We start from the raw sequence: 16,814 nt of genomic DNA on the forward strand, positions 1-16,814 counted from the left end.
GTTCCTGGCACCGTGGGGATGAACGGCGCGACGAACTGCACGTCACCCAGCCCCGAAGCCGCCACGGCTGCGTCCAGGTCCGCGAAGTGGTCCTGCCAGCTGTCGCGAGGGTCCTGCTGGAGGAACCACAGCAAGGTCAGCCGGGTCCCGACCCCCTCGACCTGCTTGACATAGGACATCCGGTCCAAGGGCAGCGGGGTCGGCGCAAAGACGGTCACCATCGCGGCGGGTGAGCCCGCCAACCGTTTCGGAAGGTGGTCGTCACATAGCCAGGCGAGCAGGTTGCCGCGCCTGGCGGGGGAGCCGGCGTCGACGACCTGCACCACCAGCCCGGCGTAGGGGTGGTCGAGGGCGTGGATGTCGCGAGGACCCCCGTCGCCGTCGCGGTAGACCGTCGCCGCATGGTCCTGGAAGGCCGTGAAGACGTGAGTGCGGTCCTGGAAGACGCGGTGGTCGCGGTTGAGACGTTTGTTGATGCCGACGGTCCAGCGCATGTGGTCGGCGTAGCGGCCGGCGGTCATCCAGTAGACGGATATGTAGCACCCGGCCGTCACCGGCTGCGCGACGGCGGACTTCTCGGGATAGCGCAGGAGTTGCAGGTCCCGCGTGGCGACCCAGCGGCGCCCTGCGTACATCCACGGCATAGCCATCGCGCCAGCGATGAAGTGGTCGTCTTCGTACCAGCGATTGTATTCGCGCTCCCGGCCGGGATGCGGCTCAACCATGGTGATGAGGGCGTGCCCAAGGTCGGCTCCATAGGGGCCTACCGCGGCCAGTTCGGCGTACAGGTCGCTGCGAGTTTCGTTTGCGCGCGTCGCGTCGTCTGTCATGGGTCCGGTCTAGCTGACGAAGCATCAGATTGGGAGAGGTGTATCGCTCGACTCTTTGTGAAGTTCAGTGATCGCGCGCGGCAAGTCGGCAGGCGGATCAATGACCACGCCTCGCCGTGCGCAATGGACCGCTCGTCCTGTCGTCGGGGTCCCCTATGTGCGGTCGCCCCGGTTGCCACCGAGATGCGTACGGGGTGTCGAAGGCGTGACTGCCTCGGGCGGGAGAGAAGTCATACCTGGAGTCATATGCATGTCTGTAACGCGCAATACTTGGGCGGTCGAGCGGGGCGGTGTGGCGCCTATGGGTTGATATGTCCACCCGTTACGAGATAGATGCGCGACCCGGGCGGCGTCGACCGCATGGCCGAGACGCCCCCATTTCGACCCCGCCGCAGTGTCCGCGTCAAAGAGTGGTGCCCTGAACAGGGGTTATGTGGCTGATGGGCGAAATGCACCTACAACCGCTGGTACGAGGACGACCACTTCTACGCGGGCGCGATGGCGATGCCCTGGATGTACGCGGGCCGCCGCTGGGTCGCCACCCGTGACCTCCAACTCCTGCGTGTCCCCGAGAAGTCGGCGATCGCCGAGCCGGTCACCCAGGGCTGCTACCTCACCACCTACTGGATCACCGACGGCCGTTACGCCGACCACATGCGCTGGACCGTCGCCATCAACAAGCGCCTCAACCACGACGCCCGCGTCTACCAGGACCGCACCCACGTCTTCACGGCCTTCCAGGACCACGAGACGACCGTCTACCGCGACGGCGCGGCCGGCCCCCGCGACTTCCACGCCCTGGACCACCCCTACCAGGGGCTGATCCTGGAGGTCCTGGAGGCGGAGTCGCCCTCCCAGCGGGCCGAACTCCTCCAGTGGTTGCGTACCCGGCACCTGCCCAAGACCCTCAAGGGATCCCCCGCCGCGATGGTGACGATCTTCCGGCCCACCCCCCTGCCCGTGGACCGTATGTCGTACGTCAAGCAGGTGGAGGGCGTCGACACCCGCCTCACCCTCCTCTGGTTCCTCGAACAGGACCCCCGCGACGGCTGGGCCGACCACTACGCCGAACTCGGCACCCGCGTAACGGAGTCGGGCCTCGGCAGGGTGGAGCTGATCGCCCCGTTCATCCCGACGGTCCCCGGCACGGACCGGTACGTGGCGGAGCTGAGGTGACTCAAGTCTTCGGGCACTGAGGGGAGTTGGCAGGCGACAGCCAGTACGGGGTGCCGGGGAGGTCCTGCCGCAGGGTGATACAGGTCGGATCGGCGGCGGCGGTGGCGGTGACCCGGAACGGCTTGCCGTGGTCGTCGAGGACGAGCACGCCCTTGTGCCCGTCCCTCGTCCAGTCCAGCAGAATGCGGAACTCCGTGTCGTAGCGCTGGGACTTGGGCCGGATCACCAGGTACTCGGGGTCCCCGCCCTTGACCTGGTAGGGCCAGTCGGTGACGGTCTCGACGCCTTCCTCGTCCGGCCGGTCGTCCGTGACCTTCGCGGGGACGAGCTGAGGCACCGGCCGGTCGAGGTCGAGGTCGAACACCCGGCGGGGGACCGCGGAGCCGCAGGCGTTCTGGACGTGCGTGCCGTGCACCGGCGGACGCCGGGCGACGATCTGCACCCGGGCCCCGGTGAGGAGGAACTCCTTGTCGTCTCTGCTCTGGAGACCGGCCTTGAACGAGCCGGAGGCGCGCACCCCGTCCTTCGGGAACTCCGGCAGCGGCTTCATCCCGTCCGCCCCGAGCCTGAGCCCCGGCACGACCGCCGAGTCCGGGCACTTCCAGTCGGTCGTCTCCACGGTGGCGGTGAGTTCCGACTCGCCGTCCCCGCGCAGCAGATACACGCCGGTCAGCGTGAGGGCGGTCAACAAGGCGGCGCCGACGGCGAGATGACGTCTGCGGACGCGGTACGGAGGGCGTGGCGGATGGACGACGACGCTGCCGATGTCACGGCCCTGGACGACCGGCCCCTGGAACTCGCCGCCCTTGATGCCGTTGTGCACGTCACCTGTCATCGCCCGCCTCCGATGCCTCACCCGCCTTCGGACACCCAAGCAGAACTCCCGCCCAGGAACCGGCTCTTCGCCGGGTCATCACCCTGACAGGCGGTGAGGGTCCGCTACTTCACCGAACCCTCACTTCCACCGAACCCTCACTTGAGTTCGTCCGGGCAAGGCGTCCCCCGAGGCAGCTGGTACGGCGCCGCCAGCCGGTAGATCCCCGCCGACGGGGCCACCAGCATCGTCCACTTGTCGCCCTCCGTGTCCTCCTCGGTCTCGAAGAGGCAGCCGTGGAGGTTCTCGTAGACCTTCGGTTCGCCCTCCTCGCGGTGCTTGGAAGCCTCGGTCTCCTGGGGGGCCTTGAGGCTCTTGCCCTGGGCGTCGACGATGCTCAGCCAGGGGGAGTAGGGGATCTTGACGAGGACACGGCCGGCGCGCTTCACGTCGATCGTCATCTCACCCTGCTCAGCCCGCTGGACCACGGCGTCGGGCTCGGCGAGCGGCGCCGGGTCGTTGACGCGGAAGAGCTGCCAGTTGGCGTCGCCCCAGATCTGCTTCAGATAGGGCAGACCCCGCTGGACCAGCTCACGCTCGCGCTCGGCACCGTCGCCGTCCGGGGCGTCCTTGGGTACCACGACGAAGTGGACGGCCCACCGCTTCAGCCATTCGTGGTAGTTCGCGGAGTTGAGGGTGTCGTCGTAGAAGAGCGGGTTGCGCTTCATGTCGGCCTGCCGGTTCCAGCCGCGCGCGAGGTTCACGTACGGCGCGAGCGCGGACGCCTCCCGGTGCGAGCGCGCCGGAACCACCTCGACCCGGCCCTTACCGGCGCCGACCTGCTGCAACTCGTTCACCAGCGGCGCCAGCTCCCGCGCCCAGGACGCGGCCGGGGTGGTGCGTACGACGTCGTCGACCGACTTGAAGCCGACCCACACCACGAACCCCACGGCCGCGATCACCAGCGCGTACCACTTACGGCTGCGCGGCACGGCGAACGGCAGCGCGCACATCACCACGACCCCGCCGAACGCCATCGCGAGCCGGGTGATGTTGGACCCGATCTGCGAGCTGACGATCCACACGCCGAGCACGAACAGCCCGTACACGGCCGCCGTGATCCGGACCGTCTTCCAGTCCTTCGGCACACAGAGGAAGACGATCACCGCGTAGACGAACGGCAGCGACGCGGACCCGATCGACATCGGCTGCGTCCCGGAGAACGGGAACAGCCAGGCGGAGACGCCGACGACGACGGTCGGCGCGATCCCCAGCGCCCAGGCCCCCGGACGTCGCTTCTGCAAAAACAGCGCGACTGCCACCAGGCCGACGAAGAGCCCGGCGACCGGCGACGACATCGTCGCGAGCGCGGCCAGCGGCGCCGCCGCCAGCGCCTTCGCCCACCGCTTGTACCGCCACTTGTGCGGCCAGCAGAACACGGCGGCCACCGCGCCCAGCGCGAACATGTTCCCGAGCCCGAAGGTGACCCGCCCGCTCGCCGCGTTCGCCAGGAACGAGACGACCCCTATCAGCGCAGGCCAGACCGGGTTCTTCACCGGCCGCGAGCGCAGCAGGATCAGCGTGAGGAGGCCCGCGGAGAGCGTCCCCGCGATCATCATCGTCGTCCGCACACCGAGGACGGACATCAGGTACGGCGAGATGACGCTGTACGACACCGGGTGCATGCCGCCGTACCAGGCGAGGTTGTACGCGGAGTCGGGGTGGCGGCCGACGAACTCCGCCCAGGCGTCCTGCGCGGCCAGATCGCCACCGCTGTTCGCGAAGGTGAAGAACCAGAGCAGGTGCAGACCGGCCGAGAGGACGGTCATGGAGAGGACGAGGTGGTTCAGCAGCCAGGCCCGCGTCCGCACGGCGCGAGGGGCGGCCCAGAGTCTTTGCAGGCGGCCCGGCCCGACGGCGGCCGGCCGGTCAGGTGAGCCGGACTGCGGCACGGGTAGCCGTATTCGCGGGCCGGAGTCCGGGCCCGGGCCGGTGTCGTCGCGTGTCGGCTCCGCTGTGGCCACCTGTAGGCACTCCCCGTGTCCCGTCTTCTTCTCTCGTCCCCTACGGGCTCGTCCCGTAAGACCGCAGGGGGACGACCGCAGGGTGAGCGGCCGTCGAGTCGTGTCCGTTTCGTGACGCTAGCACGCAGCCCGCCGGCTGGTACCGGGCGGTACAAGCCGACGGGCTGCGGATTTGTCCCGGGTCAGCCGATCCGGGTCAGCTTCGCCCCGAAGCCGGGCTCGGCCAACTCACTCTTGAGTGCTACGGGTACCTGTACGGCGCCGCCCGAGCCGCCGTCGCCGACGGTCAGGGTGCCGACCTGGGTGCCCGCCTTCGCGGTGTGCGGGAGATCACCCGCGGCGAAGGAGAGCTTCACCTGGAGACCGGCCCAGCCGACGGCGGTGACGTCCTTCGTGACGACCACGGGGGTACGGCCGCCGACACCGTCGTCCACATAGCCGACGACGTCGCCCTTCTTGAGGATCGTCGCGGACTTCAGGGCCTCCTGCGCCGCGCGGATCAGCTTGTCGCCCGCGGACAGGGCGCCCTGGAGGATCGTGTTGTCGAAACCGCCTTCGGGCTGGCGCAGGACCGCGCCGAAGACGGTGCGGGTCTCGCCGCCTATCTCCTTCGTCGCCGCGAAGACCAGGTTGCCCCGGGCGGAGGTGGTGGTGCCGGTCTTGATGCCGATCACGTCGTTCTTGCCGACCAGCTGGTTCCAGTTGCCCTGCCGGGCGCCCTTGTAGTCGTAGTACTCCATCATCGCCGCGACCGAGCGGAAGGCGGGGTCCTGCATCGCCTTCTTGGCCAGCTTCACCTGGTCCACGGCCGTGGAGACGGTCGTGTCGTTCAGGCCCGAGGGGTCGGTGTACGTCGTGTCGGTCATGCCGAGCTCCTTGGCGGCGGCGTTCATCTTCGCCACGAAGCCCTGCTCGGAGCCGGCGTCCCAGCGGGCCATCAGGCGGGCGATGTTGTTCGCGGACGCGATCAGGATGCCCTGGAGCGCCTCACGCTGGGAGATCTCGTCACCGGCCGTCACCTTCACGGTCGACTCGCCGTCCGCGGACGCCTGGTCCTGGGCGGTCTGGTCGACCTTGATCATCGGGCCCTTGGCGTCACGCTTCAGGGGGTGGTCACGCAGGATGAGGTACGCCGTCATGACCTTGGCGACACTCGCGATCGGCACGGGCTTCTGCTCCCCGGAGGAACCGAAGGTACCGATGCCCTGCACCTCAAGGGCGGCCTGTCCCTTGGCCGGCCACGGGACGTCGACCTTGCCGCCGTCGAAGGAGTAGGTCTTCTCGGCGGTGAGCTGAAGGGTGGGGGCGGGCAGCGGGCGGACCATCTGCGCGATCGCGAACACGACCACCAGCAGGACGACCAGCGGGGTCCAGATCTTCACCCGGCGGGCGAGGGTCCGCAGGGGGGTGGGCGGCGGGGGCGGGGTGTTCGTCAGCTCGGCCAGCAGGTCCAGCGGGGGCTTCGGAGGGAGCGGCTGCTGTGTCGTGCGCTCCGGGCCGACCTGGGGGACCGCGGTGGTGGCCGTCGTGGTCGCGGCTCCCTCCGAGGTCGTAGGGGTCGTACGGGGTTTCCGGGTCGCCGGGTCGTCCAGGGGCTTCAGGGCGACGAAGGTGCTGGTCCGCTCGGGGTCACCCTTAGGGGTGGGGTCGCCCTTACGGGGTGCGGTGCCGGGGGTGGCGGCGGGCTCGTCCTCGCCGGGGCCGGTCTTCTCGGCGTCCGGCTTCTTCTCGGCGTCCGGCTTCTTCGGGGCGGCCGAGGTCCAGGCGGCGCCGGCCTTGCCCGCGTCGCCGGTGCCGGTCGCGGGGGCGGTGGTGCCGGGCTTCTCTTCCGAGACAGCGGGCTTCGGCACGTCGCCCAGCTTCAGCATCGTCGTCGGCTGGTCGACGTGCGGCTCGGGGCGTACGGCCTTGAAGATCGCCGTCGGCTGGTCGACGGGGTGGGGGTCGCCGTCGGCGTCCGTGTCGTCGGCCTCGGACTTCGGCTCGGGGGTGGGGGAGTCGGGCTCCTCGGCCTTCCCCTCGGCCTTGGAAGCGGGCTTGTCCGCAGGGGAGTTGTCGCCGTCGCTCTCGTCGGATTCGGCGGCGCCCTCGTCCGGGTCGGCGACGTGCTCGTCCGAGTCGGTGCCGCTCGCCGGGGAGTTGGTGTCGGCGTCGTCCGAAGCGGCTATGTCCTGCGCCGAGTTGTCCTCATCGCCGGACGGCTCGCCCGGCTCCTGGACGGAGTCGGCCTCGACGGCGTCGTCCGCGTCGTCCGCGTCCGGCTTCGCGGCGGCGGAGGCCGGACGGTGTTCCCCCGGGCCGTCGGAATCGGCCTCCGGGCTGTCCTCGTCCGCGTCGCGGGGCTCGGGCGTCCGCTCCGAGCCCTCCTCGGCGCCCCCAGAAGCCCCCTGAGCGCCCTGTGCGCCCCCGAGGTCCCCCGACCCGGCCTCACTCTCTCCGGAGCCCTCAGGGCCCGCCTCAGCCCCCTTGCCGCCCTCGGTGGTGTCGGCCTGTTCGGTGCCGTTGCGCGGGGTGTCCGCGTCGTCACGTTCGGCGTCCGAGTTGTTGGCGTCCTCGTCGTGCGGGGCCGTCGCCGGTGAACTCCCGGCGTCCGAAGCCTCGTCGGACCCGCCCTCAGGGGTTTCCTCGGGGTCTGTTCCTCTGTCCTTGTCCCCGTCCTTCGGCAACGTCAGCACCCGGGTCGCGAGGTCGACGCCCCCGTGCGGATCCGCCTCGGGGGCGGACGGGACGCGGGGATCGGGAACCGGGGAGCCGGAAACCCGCGTCGGTCGTGACGACTCGTGCTGCTTGGACCTGTCGGGGGACTCGCCCGCCACCGATGCCTCCTCATGCGCCGCACGCCCTGCCGTACGGCTGCGAAACGAACCGTGTACCTGTTGCCGAGACTCTCAGCACCCCGTCGCCCGGACGGCGCCTGCGCTGTCCGAACCGTGTACCAGTGTCCTGTGTGGAGCGCTTGGCCCCTGCGGTAGACGAGAACGACATACCTGCCGGTTCCCTTACAAACAGGTCACGCACCCTCGACAGATGAATGTGAGAGGGGTCACCCTGTCTTTCATCCACGCGGGGAGGCATGGATGGGCAGGAGCCGCAGAACCATTCCGGAAGAGCTTTTGCTGCTGGCGTTGGACCCGACCACGGGTACCACCGCGCAGCCGCAGTCGCTCGACCTCGGTCTGGCCGGAGCACAGCTAGTGGAGCTGGCGCTGGCCGGACGGATAGCCCCTGACGGGGATCGTATCGCCGTGGTGGCACCACGGCCGACAGGTGATCCGACACTGGACCACGCACTGGAGTTGCTGCGCAGGCGCGGCGCCCCGGTACGCGCGGTCCACTGGATCGGCGGACCCCGCCTGGGGCTCCGCCAGACGTACCTCTCGCATCTGGAGCGGTGCGGCATGGTCGCCGCCGTGCCGGGACAGATGTGCGGGGTGCTGCCGACGACTCGCTACCAGGCGACGGAGACGACGATCAGCCGGGAGATCAGGTCCCGGCTGGACTCCGCGATCCGCACCGGCGTCCCGCCGGACCCGCGGACCGCGGCGCTCGCGGCGCTCGCACATGCGGTCGGCCTCGGCAAGCACCTGTACCCGGGTAACGAGGGACGTTCGTCCCGCTCCCGGCTACGGGACCTGATCAGGCACGACCCGATGGGCGGCCTCGTGGCGCACGCCGTGATGGACGTCCAGAACGGTGTGGCCGTCCAGCCACGCCGACCCGCCCCGGCACCGGCCGGCCGCCAGGCCGCGCCACCCGCCAGGGCGACCGCGGAAGCGGCCCACGGGGTCCCGGCGCAGCCACGCCGGTCGGCCACCATGGCGCGTGTCGTGGCCCACTGAGCCGCAGTTCCACGACACATCTCGCAACTCCGCGCCCCACCGGACCCGTTCGGGAGCCGCGCGCACGCGCGGGGTGGTGTTCCGTCTCGCCGATCAAGGCGAAACGGTACGCCACCCCGCGCGGACGCATGTCCGAAAACGGTTGCACCAGCGTGCAGTTGAGCAGGTCACCGGAACCGGCCGAATCTGTCAGTATCCCTCAACTTGCGGGCGTGGCCTGCATATCCGGGGTTTCCCGGCGGTAATAAGCCTGTTGGTGGCAATCTGCTCAGCAGCAGATACACAAAGTATCAACAGGCATTCAGCCGGAGGTGCACGTCACATGCCGTCCAACACCAATCCGACCGTGCGTCGGCGGCGGCTCGGTCTGGAGCTGCGCAAGCTCAGGGAGTCCAAGGGCCTCACCGCCGAGCAGGTGGCCAAGCGGCTGCTGGTCTCGCAGTCGAAGATCAGCCGGCTGGAGAACGGGCGGCGGAGTATCAGTCCGCGGGATGTCCGGGATCTGTGCGGGGTGTACGAGATCGAGGACGAGCGGATGATCGAGTCGCTCATGCAGATGGCGAGGGAGTCGCGGCAGCAGGGGTGGTGGTACGCGTTCAAGGACATCCCGTACAGCGTGTACATCGGGCTGGAGGACGACGCGTCGGGTATCCGTGTGTACTCGCCGCAGGTCATCCCCGGGCTGCTCCAGACCCCGGAGTACGCGGCGGCCGTCATCAAGGGGGCGTTGCCGGAGAGTTCGCTGGAGGACATCGAGAAGCGGGTGGATGTCAGGCTGCGGCGGCAGGGGCGGCTCGGTGAGCAGGTCCACTCCGTCACCGGAGAGATCAAGGAGGCGGTGCGGCTGTGGGTGGTGATCGACGAGGCCGTGCTGCGCCGGGTCGTCGGGAGCCGGCAGCTGATGCGCGAGCAGTTGGAGAACCTGCTGGAGGTGTCCCGGCTCCCGCACGTCACCATCCAGGTGATGCCGTTCGACGCGGGGGCCCATCCGGGTATCACCGGCGGCTACTCGATCCTGGAGTTCGCCGAACTGGCCGATTCCAGCGTGGTCTACATCGAGGGCGTCACCAGCGATCTGTACCTGGAGAAGCATCACGACCTTCAGACGTACACCCTCATGTACGAGCACCTGAGGGCGCAGGCCCACAACGTCGAGCAGTCCAAGAACTTCATCGAGGCCCTGGCGAAGGAATACGCGCGCTGAAACCCGGCACTGTACCGTGCCGGGTGTCCGAGTGCGGGATGATCCAGGAATATGCCACCAGAACGAGCGAACGACTACCCCTGAGGCAGGGGGCTCTGAGTAGCGTCGAACCGCGTCGACGATCAACCGTGTCGCCGCGAACGGAACGAACTACTGGAGTGCACATGGCAATTCGCCAGGGGGCCACGTCTACGTGGGTCAAATCCTCCTACTCGGGCGGGAACGGCGAGTGCGTAGAGGTGAGGTCGCCTTCCGGGGCGCTGGCCGTACGCGACTCGAAGCTTCCCGGGGGCGCCGACTTGACGTTCCCCGCCGACATGTGGACCGCCTTCGTGGAGTCGGTCAAGTAACCCTCAACTGAACAAGCACCACCGAGAGCCCTCTCGACGAGATCGCCGTCCTTGCCGAGGGGGCTCGGCTTGTGCCCTCGGCCGAGCACGCCTGATCAGGGCCGCCCCTGGCGTGTCCCGGGGGTTCCGGCCGGACTGCGGCGCGTATCAGGCCCTGTCACCGATCGCGGTGAACTCCAGACAGCGCGCGCTTCACCCGCCGGCCGCCCGCCGCACCGGGAACGCCACGTCGCACACCGGGTCTTCCGGGCCCGCCGCGTCCCAGTCGGTGAAGTAGATCTCCCGGCACGGGCCGTCGTACGACCAGCCCTCCCGTTTCATCCACGCCTCCACCGCCTCGTACGCCCCAAGTATCTGGGGGTGGGCGACCTGGGCCTTCGTGATGCGGGTGACGGCCAGGCGGCGGGCGGGTTCGAGGCGGGTGCGGGTACTACGGGTACGGGGCTGGGCGGCGGCCCAGGCACGCGCCGCATCCTCGTCCCCTACGGGTACGCACGCCTCCGCCGGGCCGTCGCTCTCCATCGAGGACTCCGCGTGGTAGGCGACGAAGGGGTGGGCGGTGAGGCCGCCGCAGGACGCTGCGGCCTCTTCGAGCCGGCCCAGGGCGGCCGGGATCCAGACGGGGAGTTCGTCCGCGAGGATGTGCCGGGTCTCGGTGAGCAGCAACTGCTCGGGGATCTCCACGAGTTCGACCTTGAACTCGGGGTACGGGGTTGTCGTCTCCGTCATTTCCTGGCGCCTTCCAGTCAGGTGGCTCTGGGTCATACGGCGACGGAGGTAGGCGGCGAGGGCGCGGCGTTCGGCGTGCCGGGACTCGGCCTCGGACCAGTAGGCGTCGAGGAGTTGTGCGGGGTCCTCGCGGGTCCCGGCACTCGTGCCGTTCCCGGTGCCCGTGCCGCTCGCTTCGACGATCTCTGCGATCCGGGCGAGCGGCATGTCCAGGCGGCGCAACAGGGCGACCAGGCGGGCCTGTTCGATCTGGCTCTCCTGGTAGTACCGGTACCCGCTGACGCCGTCCACCCGGGCGGGCGTCAGCAGCCCCAGCCGGTCGTACAGCCGCAACGCCTTCGCGGACAGCCGGGCGCGGGCGGCGAAGAGGCCGATGCTGAGGAGTTCCTCGTCCACGCCGTCGTCCACGTCGTTCACGTCGTCCATGCCGTCATCCTCCGTCACCGGGCGGGAGTGCCCGGTGGGAGGAGACTGGGGTCTGCCCCTAGGGGAAGGTCAACGGGAGTGGACTGCGCCTCGTCCTCAGCCCGCGAGCTGCGCCTCGACCGCCGTGACGACGTCCGTGGACTCCGGCTCGGTCTGCGGGGAGAAGCGGGCGACGACGGTGCCGTCCCGGCCGATCAGGAACTTCTCGAAGTTCCAGCGGATGTCGCCGGTGTGCCCCTCGGCATCGGCGAACCCGACGAGCCGCTCGTACAGCGCGTGCCGGTTCTCGCCGTTCACCTCGACCTTCTCGGTCATCGGGAACGTCACGCCGTACGTCGCGGAACAGAACTCCGCGATCTCCTCGGCGCTGCCGGGCTCCTGGCCCAGGAACTGGTTGCACGGCACACCGAGAACGGTGAACCCCTGCTCCGCGTACCGCGCCTGGAGCTTCTCCAGCCCCGAGTACTGCGGCGTGAGCCCGCACTTCGACGCGACATTCACGACGAGCACAACCTGTCCGGCATACCGCGAAAGCTCCGCGGACCCACCCTTGAGCGCATCGATCTCGACCTGGAGGGGGGAGGTGGCGTTGATAGTCATGCTCCGGATGCTAACGCCGCTCCCTGAACAGCTCCCGCCCACCGGGCCCTGCACAACAACACCCGACCGCACCGCGCCGCCCACCGTCCCGCGGCCGGGTCTCCTTGTCGGCCCTCAGTTGCGGCCGGTCGCGCCATCCCCACTCACTCGCAGCCGGGTCCCCTTGTCCGCCCCAGCCCCGGCGGGCCGTGCCGCGTCTCCCACCCGCAGCCGCGTCTCCTCCTCCGCCCCAGCTGCGGCCGGTCGCGCCACCCTCACCAACCCGCAGCCGGGTCTCCTCCTCGACGACGTCCCGCCGGGTGGCGTAGCCGATCAACGGACCGGAACTCGCAGGTCATGCCGGATATTTCGACCAGCCGGGGCACTCCCGGTGTCGACCGGGCCACTTCGCGTGCCGCGCCGACGGAGAGATCGTCGCGAGCCTGATACCGGAGGGCGAAGCGCATGATCGCTCACGCCACCTCGCGGGACGCGACCTCCTCCTCCGCCCCAGCTCCGGCCGGTCGTGCCATTCCCACTCACTCGCAGCCGGGTCTCCTTGCCCGCCCCAGCCCCGGCGGGCCGTGCCGCGCCTCCCACCCGCAGCCGCGTCTCTTCCCCTGCCCCAGCTCCGTCCGGTCGCGCCACCCCCAGTGCCCTAAGGGCCTGGAAGGTACCCCCATAGGGCGGCACAGGTGGGCGCAGCGGCACCCCGCCAGCGCGGGCAAGCGGCCTCCCACCCCAGCCGCCCACCGACCCGCACCCACCCACCCACCCGCACGCATCGCCCCACCGACCCCGCCCCCACCACACCCCCTCACCTCACCGCCCCCACCACCCCATCCCCCACCCCCGTCCGCGCATACAGCACCGACCTCCCCACCCGCCTCCGCTCCACCAGCCCCGCATCCCGCAGCACCCGCAGATGCCGCCCCACGGACCCCAGCGCCTGCCCGGTGACCGCGACGAGTTGGCTTGTGCTCGTGGGCTGCTCCAGCAGGAGGAGGACCCGAGCCCGCCCGGCCCCCAACAGGGCGTCGAGGGCGCCGACTTGGCCAGAGTCGGGCTCCTCCGCGAGTGCCCCGGCGCAGGGGTACACCACCGCGTACCGCAGCGCCTCCTCCCAGGCCACCCACCCGGTCTGAGGGGTCACGGGTACGAAGATCAGCTCGGCCCCGGAGATCTCCCGAGGCGGATACTCGTGGTGATTGACCTGGAACCGGCTCTCACCGAGCCAACGGGTCCCGGGCCGCAGGGAGTCGAGCACGGCGGCCCAGCCCCCGCGGCTCACCTGGTCGAGCCGCGCGCTGACATCCGTTTCGAGGACCCGCCGCCTCCGCTCCCAGTACGGCTGGACGGCCGCTTCCCACACCCACTCCATGAGGGACGCGGCCCGCTCGGGAAGGTCGTCGCGGAGGAGGACGCGGGGAAGGTCACCCCCGAGAGCCAGCCGAAGATGCGCATGGGACTCGGCGACCCCCACCCCCCGTACCCGTACGACTTCGGTGGTGAAGTCCTCCCCACCCCTAGGGGCAGGCGTGAGGAAATCGGCGATCCAGTCCCGCCCCAGCCCCGCCCGCACGAGCGACGCGGTGACGGGATCGCCGGCGAGCCTCGACCGGTACGCGGGAAGGTGCGCGTCCAGCCACCGGCTCTCCCCCGGATGCCGCCCCACCCCGGCATGCAACAACTGCAACCCGGCAAAGGTCTCGGCCAACGGCGACAGCACGAACCGACTCCGAGCGATCGTGTCCGCATTGACCCACCAAACCCCCACGAACCTCTCCGATCCCCCCACACTCTTTCGCGCACCGGCGAAACGATAACGACCCCGATCCCCCCACCCCGACACTCCACCCATGCCGAGCGACACCACCGCACCCCCACCCGAACCCACCCCCACAGCGAACCCCGCACCGCAACCCCCACCCAAGACCACCACCCCCTACAGCTCCCTCTTCCGAACCCCCGAATTCACCCCCCTCTTCCTCTCCACGGCGACCCACACCGCCGCCCAGACCCTCGCCGGCCTGGCCCTCGGCACGCACGTCTACCGCGAAACCGGCTCCCCCCTCCTCTCCGCCCTGAGCATGTTCGGCCAGTCGATCACCCAGGTCCTCGGCGCCGCCTTCCTCCTCTCGGGCGCCGACCGCCTCCGCCCCCGTACGACCCTGACGACCCTCTCCCTGACGTTCGCCGCGACGACGGCCCTGATCGCGCTCCCCGCCCTCCCCCTGCCCGCCGTCTTCGCGGTGCTCCTCCTCCAGGGCCTGGTCTCGGCGCTCGGCGGCGGAGTCCGCTGGGGCCTGCTGAACGAGACCCTCCCCAACGGGGCCTATCTGACGGGCCGTTCCCTGTTCAACATGATGAACGGCCTGATGCAGATCGGCGGTTACGCCACGGCAGGCCTGCTCCTGACGATCGTGAGCCCGCCCCAAGTCCTCACGCTCGCGGCCCTGTTGTACGCAGCCTCCGCCCTCACCACCCGAACGGGCCTGACCGAACGCCCCCCGAGAACCACCGGCCGCCCCACCCCGTCGGAGACCTGGCGCACGAACGCCGAACTCTGGTCGGACCGCCCCCGCCGCCTCACCTACCTCGGCCTGTGGATCCCGAACGGCCTGATCGTCGGCTGCGAATCCCTGTTCGTCCCCTACGACCCCACGGCGGCGGGCACACTGTTCGCCTGCGCGGCGCTCGGCATGCTCATCGGAGACGTCACCGTCGGCCGGGTCCTCACCCCCGAGGTGCGCCGCAGAGCCGCAACCCCTCTCCTCCTGCTCCTGGCCGCCCCCTACACCGCCTTCGCCCTCCACCCACCCCTCCCGGTGACGGCCCTGGCCGCGACCCTCGCCTCGATCGGCTTCGGCGCGAGCCTGGTCCAACAGGAACGCCTGATGCACCTGACGCCCCCCCAACTCAGCGGCCACGCCCTGGGCCTGCACTCCTCCGGCATGCTCACCCTCCAGGGCCTGTCCGCCGCGACAGCCGGCTCCCTGGCCCAACTCACCGGCCCCGCAAGCGCGATGACCGTCATGGCGACGGCATCGGTGGCCGCCACCCTCGCCCTGCACCGCGGGGACGGCGGGCGCCGAAGCCGGCGTCGAGGGGGAGAAGAACCAGAAGCCCTCCGCTGAACACTCGCCCGGCGAGAACGGAGCACCTGGACGAGCGCCGCCCTCCAGAACCTCCTGGTCCGAGGCTCACCGCTCCTCCGGCACCCCGCCCTCCAACAGCCGCTCCCCGATGTCGTCGGCCCACGACTGGGCCCAGCGGCGCAGCCGGTCCACGTCCGCGCAGCCGGTGAACTCGGCGTCGTCGAGCCACTCGGTGCGGATCAACCGGCCCTGGAGGTCAGGGAGTTCGAGGCCATCGGGGAGGTGGCGGCGGCCGAGTTCCTCCAGCTCGGGCCGGCTCCAGAACTCCGCGCAGGCGGCGACGCGGACGAGGTCGCGGGCGTAACCGCGGCGCACGAAGTCGCGGACCTTGACGCCGACGGCGTCGGGGAGGGAGAGGGCGAGACCGGAGGGGGTCTCGACCGGGGCCCGCCACAGGACCTCCTTGCAGAGGGAGACGCCGACCCCGTCGGCCGTCAGGCGGGCGAACAGCGGGCCCTTCTCCACGACTTGCGTGTCCCACCCCAAATCGGCCAGCCCCACAGTGAGTCGGGAGGCGATCCACTCCAGGCGCGACGGATGCTCGGTGGCCACGCACAGCGCACCCGACCACGTCACCACCCCGTGCGCACGCAACGCGCACCCACCCGACAGGGCGAGGGGATACGGCGCCCCGACGGCCAGCACATCGGCCGCCAGGGACCGCTCCGAGAACATGGCTGGATTATGCCGGGCGGACATGCCGAGCGCGGGGCGCACGACCAGCGAAACGCTCCCCACCGGCAACATCGGCCGTACCACGGGCACTTGACGCACTCGACACCCGCCCTGACCATGAGCCCATGAACGCGATGTCCGACGAGATCGCAGTCATGTTGTCCGCCGGCAGGCAGGAGGAGGCGTACCGCCACCACCGGGAACTGTTCACGCAACCCCTGTTCGCGCAGGACTGGCGGACGAGGCCCACGGACCCCGGCCGGCGCGCGTACGAGCGGTACCTCCGGCTGCTGCCGAGACTGCGGCCGATGGAAGCGGCCACCGACATCAGGGAGTTGGTCACGCTCCACGAGTGGGCGACGACCGTGGACCCCCACCTCGCGCTCCTGCTGAGCGTCCAAGTCAACCTGGCGCTGGGCACGTTGACGGAGTACTCCCCGCTGTCCGGCGAACCCGAACGCACCCGGCGCCGGATGCTGGCGGGCCGTGCGGTCGGCTCGTACGTCGTCACCGAACTCGGCCACGGCAGCGACCTCGTCCACATCGAGACGATCGCCGAATTCGACCCGGAGACAAGGGAGTTCGTGCTGAACACCCCCGCCTCGACGGCGGTCAAGTTCATGTCCAGCACGGCTCCGCCCCCGCTCGCCGGCGTCGCCCGCTTCGGCATCGTCCTCGCCCGCCTGATCCTGTGGGGCGAGGACCGGGGCCCGTACGCCTTCCTGGTCCACCTCACCGCCCCCGACGGCACGGTCGTCCCCGGCGTCACCGTCCGCCGCCTCCCCGACAAGCCCGTCCTCGGCATCGACAACGCGCTCACCCGCTTCGACGGCGTCCGCGTCGGCCTCGACTGCCTCCTCTCGCCCGACGGCACCCGCGTCACCGAAGAGGGAGAACTCGTGGAACCGCTTGCTGGGACGAGCCGCACCTGGCGGGCGATCAGCCGCGTCCGGATCGGCCGGGTCACGGCGGCGGCGATGGCCGCGGCGGCGGCCCGCGCGGCGCTCTCC

The 16,814-nt window shown here is 70.3% G+C and carries 12 protein-coding genes and 2 pseudogenes; 6 read left to right on the forward strand and 8 right to left on the reverse strand.

The window, feature by feature from the left end; all coding sequences use genetic code 11:
- On the reverse strand, positions 1 to 830 hold an 830-nt coding region (locus tag ACVNF4_RS20140), incomplete at its 3' end, for a hypothetical protein (RefSeq protein WP_461804236.1).
- Positions 831 to 1,286: 456 nt separating this feature from the next.
- Here ACVNF4_RS20140 and ACVNF4_RS20145 point away from each other — a divergent pair.
- A pseudogene (locus tag ACVNF4_RS20145) lies at positions 1,287 to 2,006 on the forward strand (hypothetical protein); the annotation flags it as partial.
- Between the two features lies 1 nt (position 2,007).
- Here ACVNF4_RS20145 and ACVNF4_RS20150 read toward each other — a convergent pair.
- From ACVNF4_RS20150 to ACVNF4_RS20160, 3 genes are all read right to left on the reverse strand, one after another.
- A complete protein-coding gene (locus tag ACVNF4_RS20150; RefSeq protein ID WP_461804237.1) occupies positions 2,008 to 2,841 on the reverse strand; it encodes a hypothetical protein in 834 nt (277 codons plus the stop codon).
- A gap of 137 nt (positions 2,842 to 2,978) precedes the next feature.
- On the reverse strand, positions 2,979 to 4,844 hold the full coding sequence (locus ACVNF4_RS20155; protein ID WP_461804238.1) for an MFS transporter: 1,866 nt from the start codon (positions 4,842 to 4,844) through the stop codon (positions 2,979 to 2,981).
- Positions 4,845 to 5,026: 182 nt separating this feature from the next.
- On the reverse strand, positions 5,027 to 7,660 hold the full coding sequence (locus ACVNF4_RS20160; protein ID WP_461804239.1) for a D-alanyl-D-alanine carboxypeptidase: 2,634 nt from the start codon (positions 7,658 to 7,660) through the stop codon (positions 5,027 to 5,029).
- A gap of 261 nt (positions 7,661 to 7,921) precedes the next feature.
- Between ACVNF4_RS20160 and ACVNF4_RS20165 the strand changes: the two genes are divergently transcribed.
- The 3 genes from ACVNF4_RS20165 (at position 7,922) to ACVNF4_RS20175 (ending at position 10,237) form a co-directional block, all read left to right on the forward strand.
- The gene (locus ACVNF4_RS20165; RefSeq protein ID WP_461804240.1) at positions 7,922 to 8,683 is read left to right on the forward strand and encodes a GOLPH3/VPS74 family protein; all 762 of its coding nucleotides are present in this window, start codon (positions 7,922 to 7,924) and stop codon (positions 8,681 to 8,683) included.
- A gap of 322 nt (positions 8,684 to 9,005) precedes the next feature.
- Positions 9,006 to 9,887 (forward strand): helix-turn-helix domain-containing protein, encoded by an 882-nt coding sequence (locus ACVNF4_RS20170; RefSeq protein ID WP_461804241.1) that lies wholly within the window; start codon positions 9,006 to 9,008, stop codon positions 9,885 to 9,887.
- A gap of 164 nt (positions 9,888 to 10,051) precedes the next feature.
- Complete coding sequence (locus ACVNF4_RS20175; RefSeq protein ID WP_461804242.1) at positions 10,052 to 10,237, forward strand: DUF397 domain-containing protein; 186 nt, start codon at positions 10,052 to 10,054, stop codon at positions 10,235 to 10,237.
- 192 nt (positions 10,238 to 10,429) lie between these two features.
- Here the strand turns inward: ACVNF4_RS20175 and ACVNF4_RS20180 are convergent, their stop codons facing one another.
- The 3 genes from ACVNF4_RS20180 to ACVNF4_RS20190 all read right to left on the reverse strand — a co-directional run bounded on the left by ACVNF4_RS20180 (position 10,430) and on the right by ACVNF4_RS20190 (position 13,748).
- Complete coding sequence (locus ACVNF4_RS20180) at positions 10,430 to 11,392, reverse strand: MerR family transcriptional regulator (RefSeq protein WP_461804243.1); 963 nt, start codon at positions 11,390 to 11,392, stop codon at positions 10,430 to 10,432.
- 96 nt (positions 11,393 to 11,488) lie between these two features.
- A complete protein-coding gene (locus ACVNF4_RS20185) occupies positions 11,489 to 11,992 on the reverse strand; it encodes a glutathione peroxidase (RefSeq protein WP_461804244.1) in 504 nt (167 codons plus the stop codon).
- Positions 11,993 to 12,788: 796 nt separating this feature from the next.
- A complete protein-coding gene (locus tag ACVNF4_RS20190) occupies positions 12,789 to 13,748 on the reverse strand; it encodes an ArsR/SmtB family transcription factor (protein ID WP_461804245.1) in 960 nt (319 codons plus the stop codon).
- Positions 13,749 to 13,830: 82 nt separating this feature from the next.
- On the opposite strand from ACVNF4_RS20190, the gene ACVNF4_RS20195 reads away from it, so the two are divergent.
- The gene (locus ACVNF4_RS20195; protein ID WP_461804246.1) at positions 13,831 to 15,108 is read left to right on the forward strand and encodes an MFS transporter; all 1,278 of its coding nucleotides are present in this window, start codon (positions 13,831 to 13,833) and stop codon (positions 15,106 to 15,108) included.
- A gap of 66 nt (positions 15,109 to 15,174) precedes the next feature.
- Here the strand turns inward: ACVNF4_RS20195 and ACVNF4_RS20200 are convergent, their stop codons facing one another.
- Positions 15,175 to 15,804 carry a hypothetical protein gene (locus ACVNF4_RS20200; protein WP_461804247.1) on the reverse strand — a complete coding sequence of 210 codons (630 nt, stop codon included), beginning with the start codon at positions 15,802 to 15,804 and terminating at the stop codon, positions 15,175 to 15,177.
- A gap of 125 nt (positions 15,805 to 15,929) precedes the next feature.
- Between ACVNF4_RS20200 and ACVNF4_RS20205 the strand changes: the two are divergent.
- Positions 15,930 to 16,814, forward strand: a pseudogene (locus tag ACVNF4_RS20205) (hypothetical protein); the annotation flags it as partial.

This window comes from Streptomyces sp. S6 (genome assembly GCF_054880855.1).

Coding starts and splice junctions, on each gene's coding strand:
- ACVNF4_RS20200 (WP_461804247.1), bottom strand. CDS start 15,804: ATGTTCTCGGAGCGGTCCCTGGCGGCCGATGTGCTGGCCGTCGGGGCG.
- ACVNF4_RS20195 (WP_461804246.1), top strand. CDS start 13,831: ATGCCGAGCGACACCACCGCACCCCCACCCGAACCCACCCCCACAGCG.
- ACVNF4_RS20185 (WP_461804244.1), bottom strand. CDS start 11,992: ATGACTATCAACGCCACCTCCCCCCTCCAGGTCGAGATCGATGCGCTC.
- ACVNF4_RS20165 (WP_461804240.1), top strand. CDS start 7,922: ATGGGCAGGAGCCGCAGAACCATTCCGGAAGAGCTTTTGCTGCTGGCG.
- ACVNF4_RS20175 (WP_461804242.1), top strand. CDS start 10,052: ATGGCAATTCGCCAGGGGGCCACGTCTACGTGGGTCAAATCCTCCTAC.
- ACVNF4_RS20150 (WP_461804237.1), bottom strand. CDS start 2,841: ATGACAGGTGACGTGCACAACGGCATCAAGGGCGGCGAGTTCCAGGGG.
- ACVNF4_RS20180 (WP_461804243.1), bottom strand. CDS start 11,392: ATGGACGACGTGAACGACGTGGACGACGGCGTGGACGAGGAACTCCTC.
- ACVNF4_RS20170 (WP_461804241.1), top strand. CDS start 9,006: ATGCCGTCCAACACCAATCCGACCGTGCGTCGGCGGCGGCTCGGTCTG.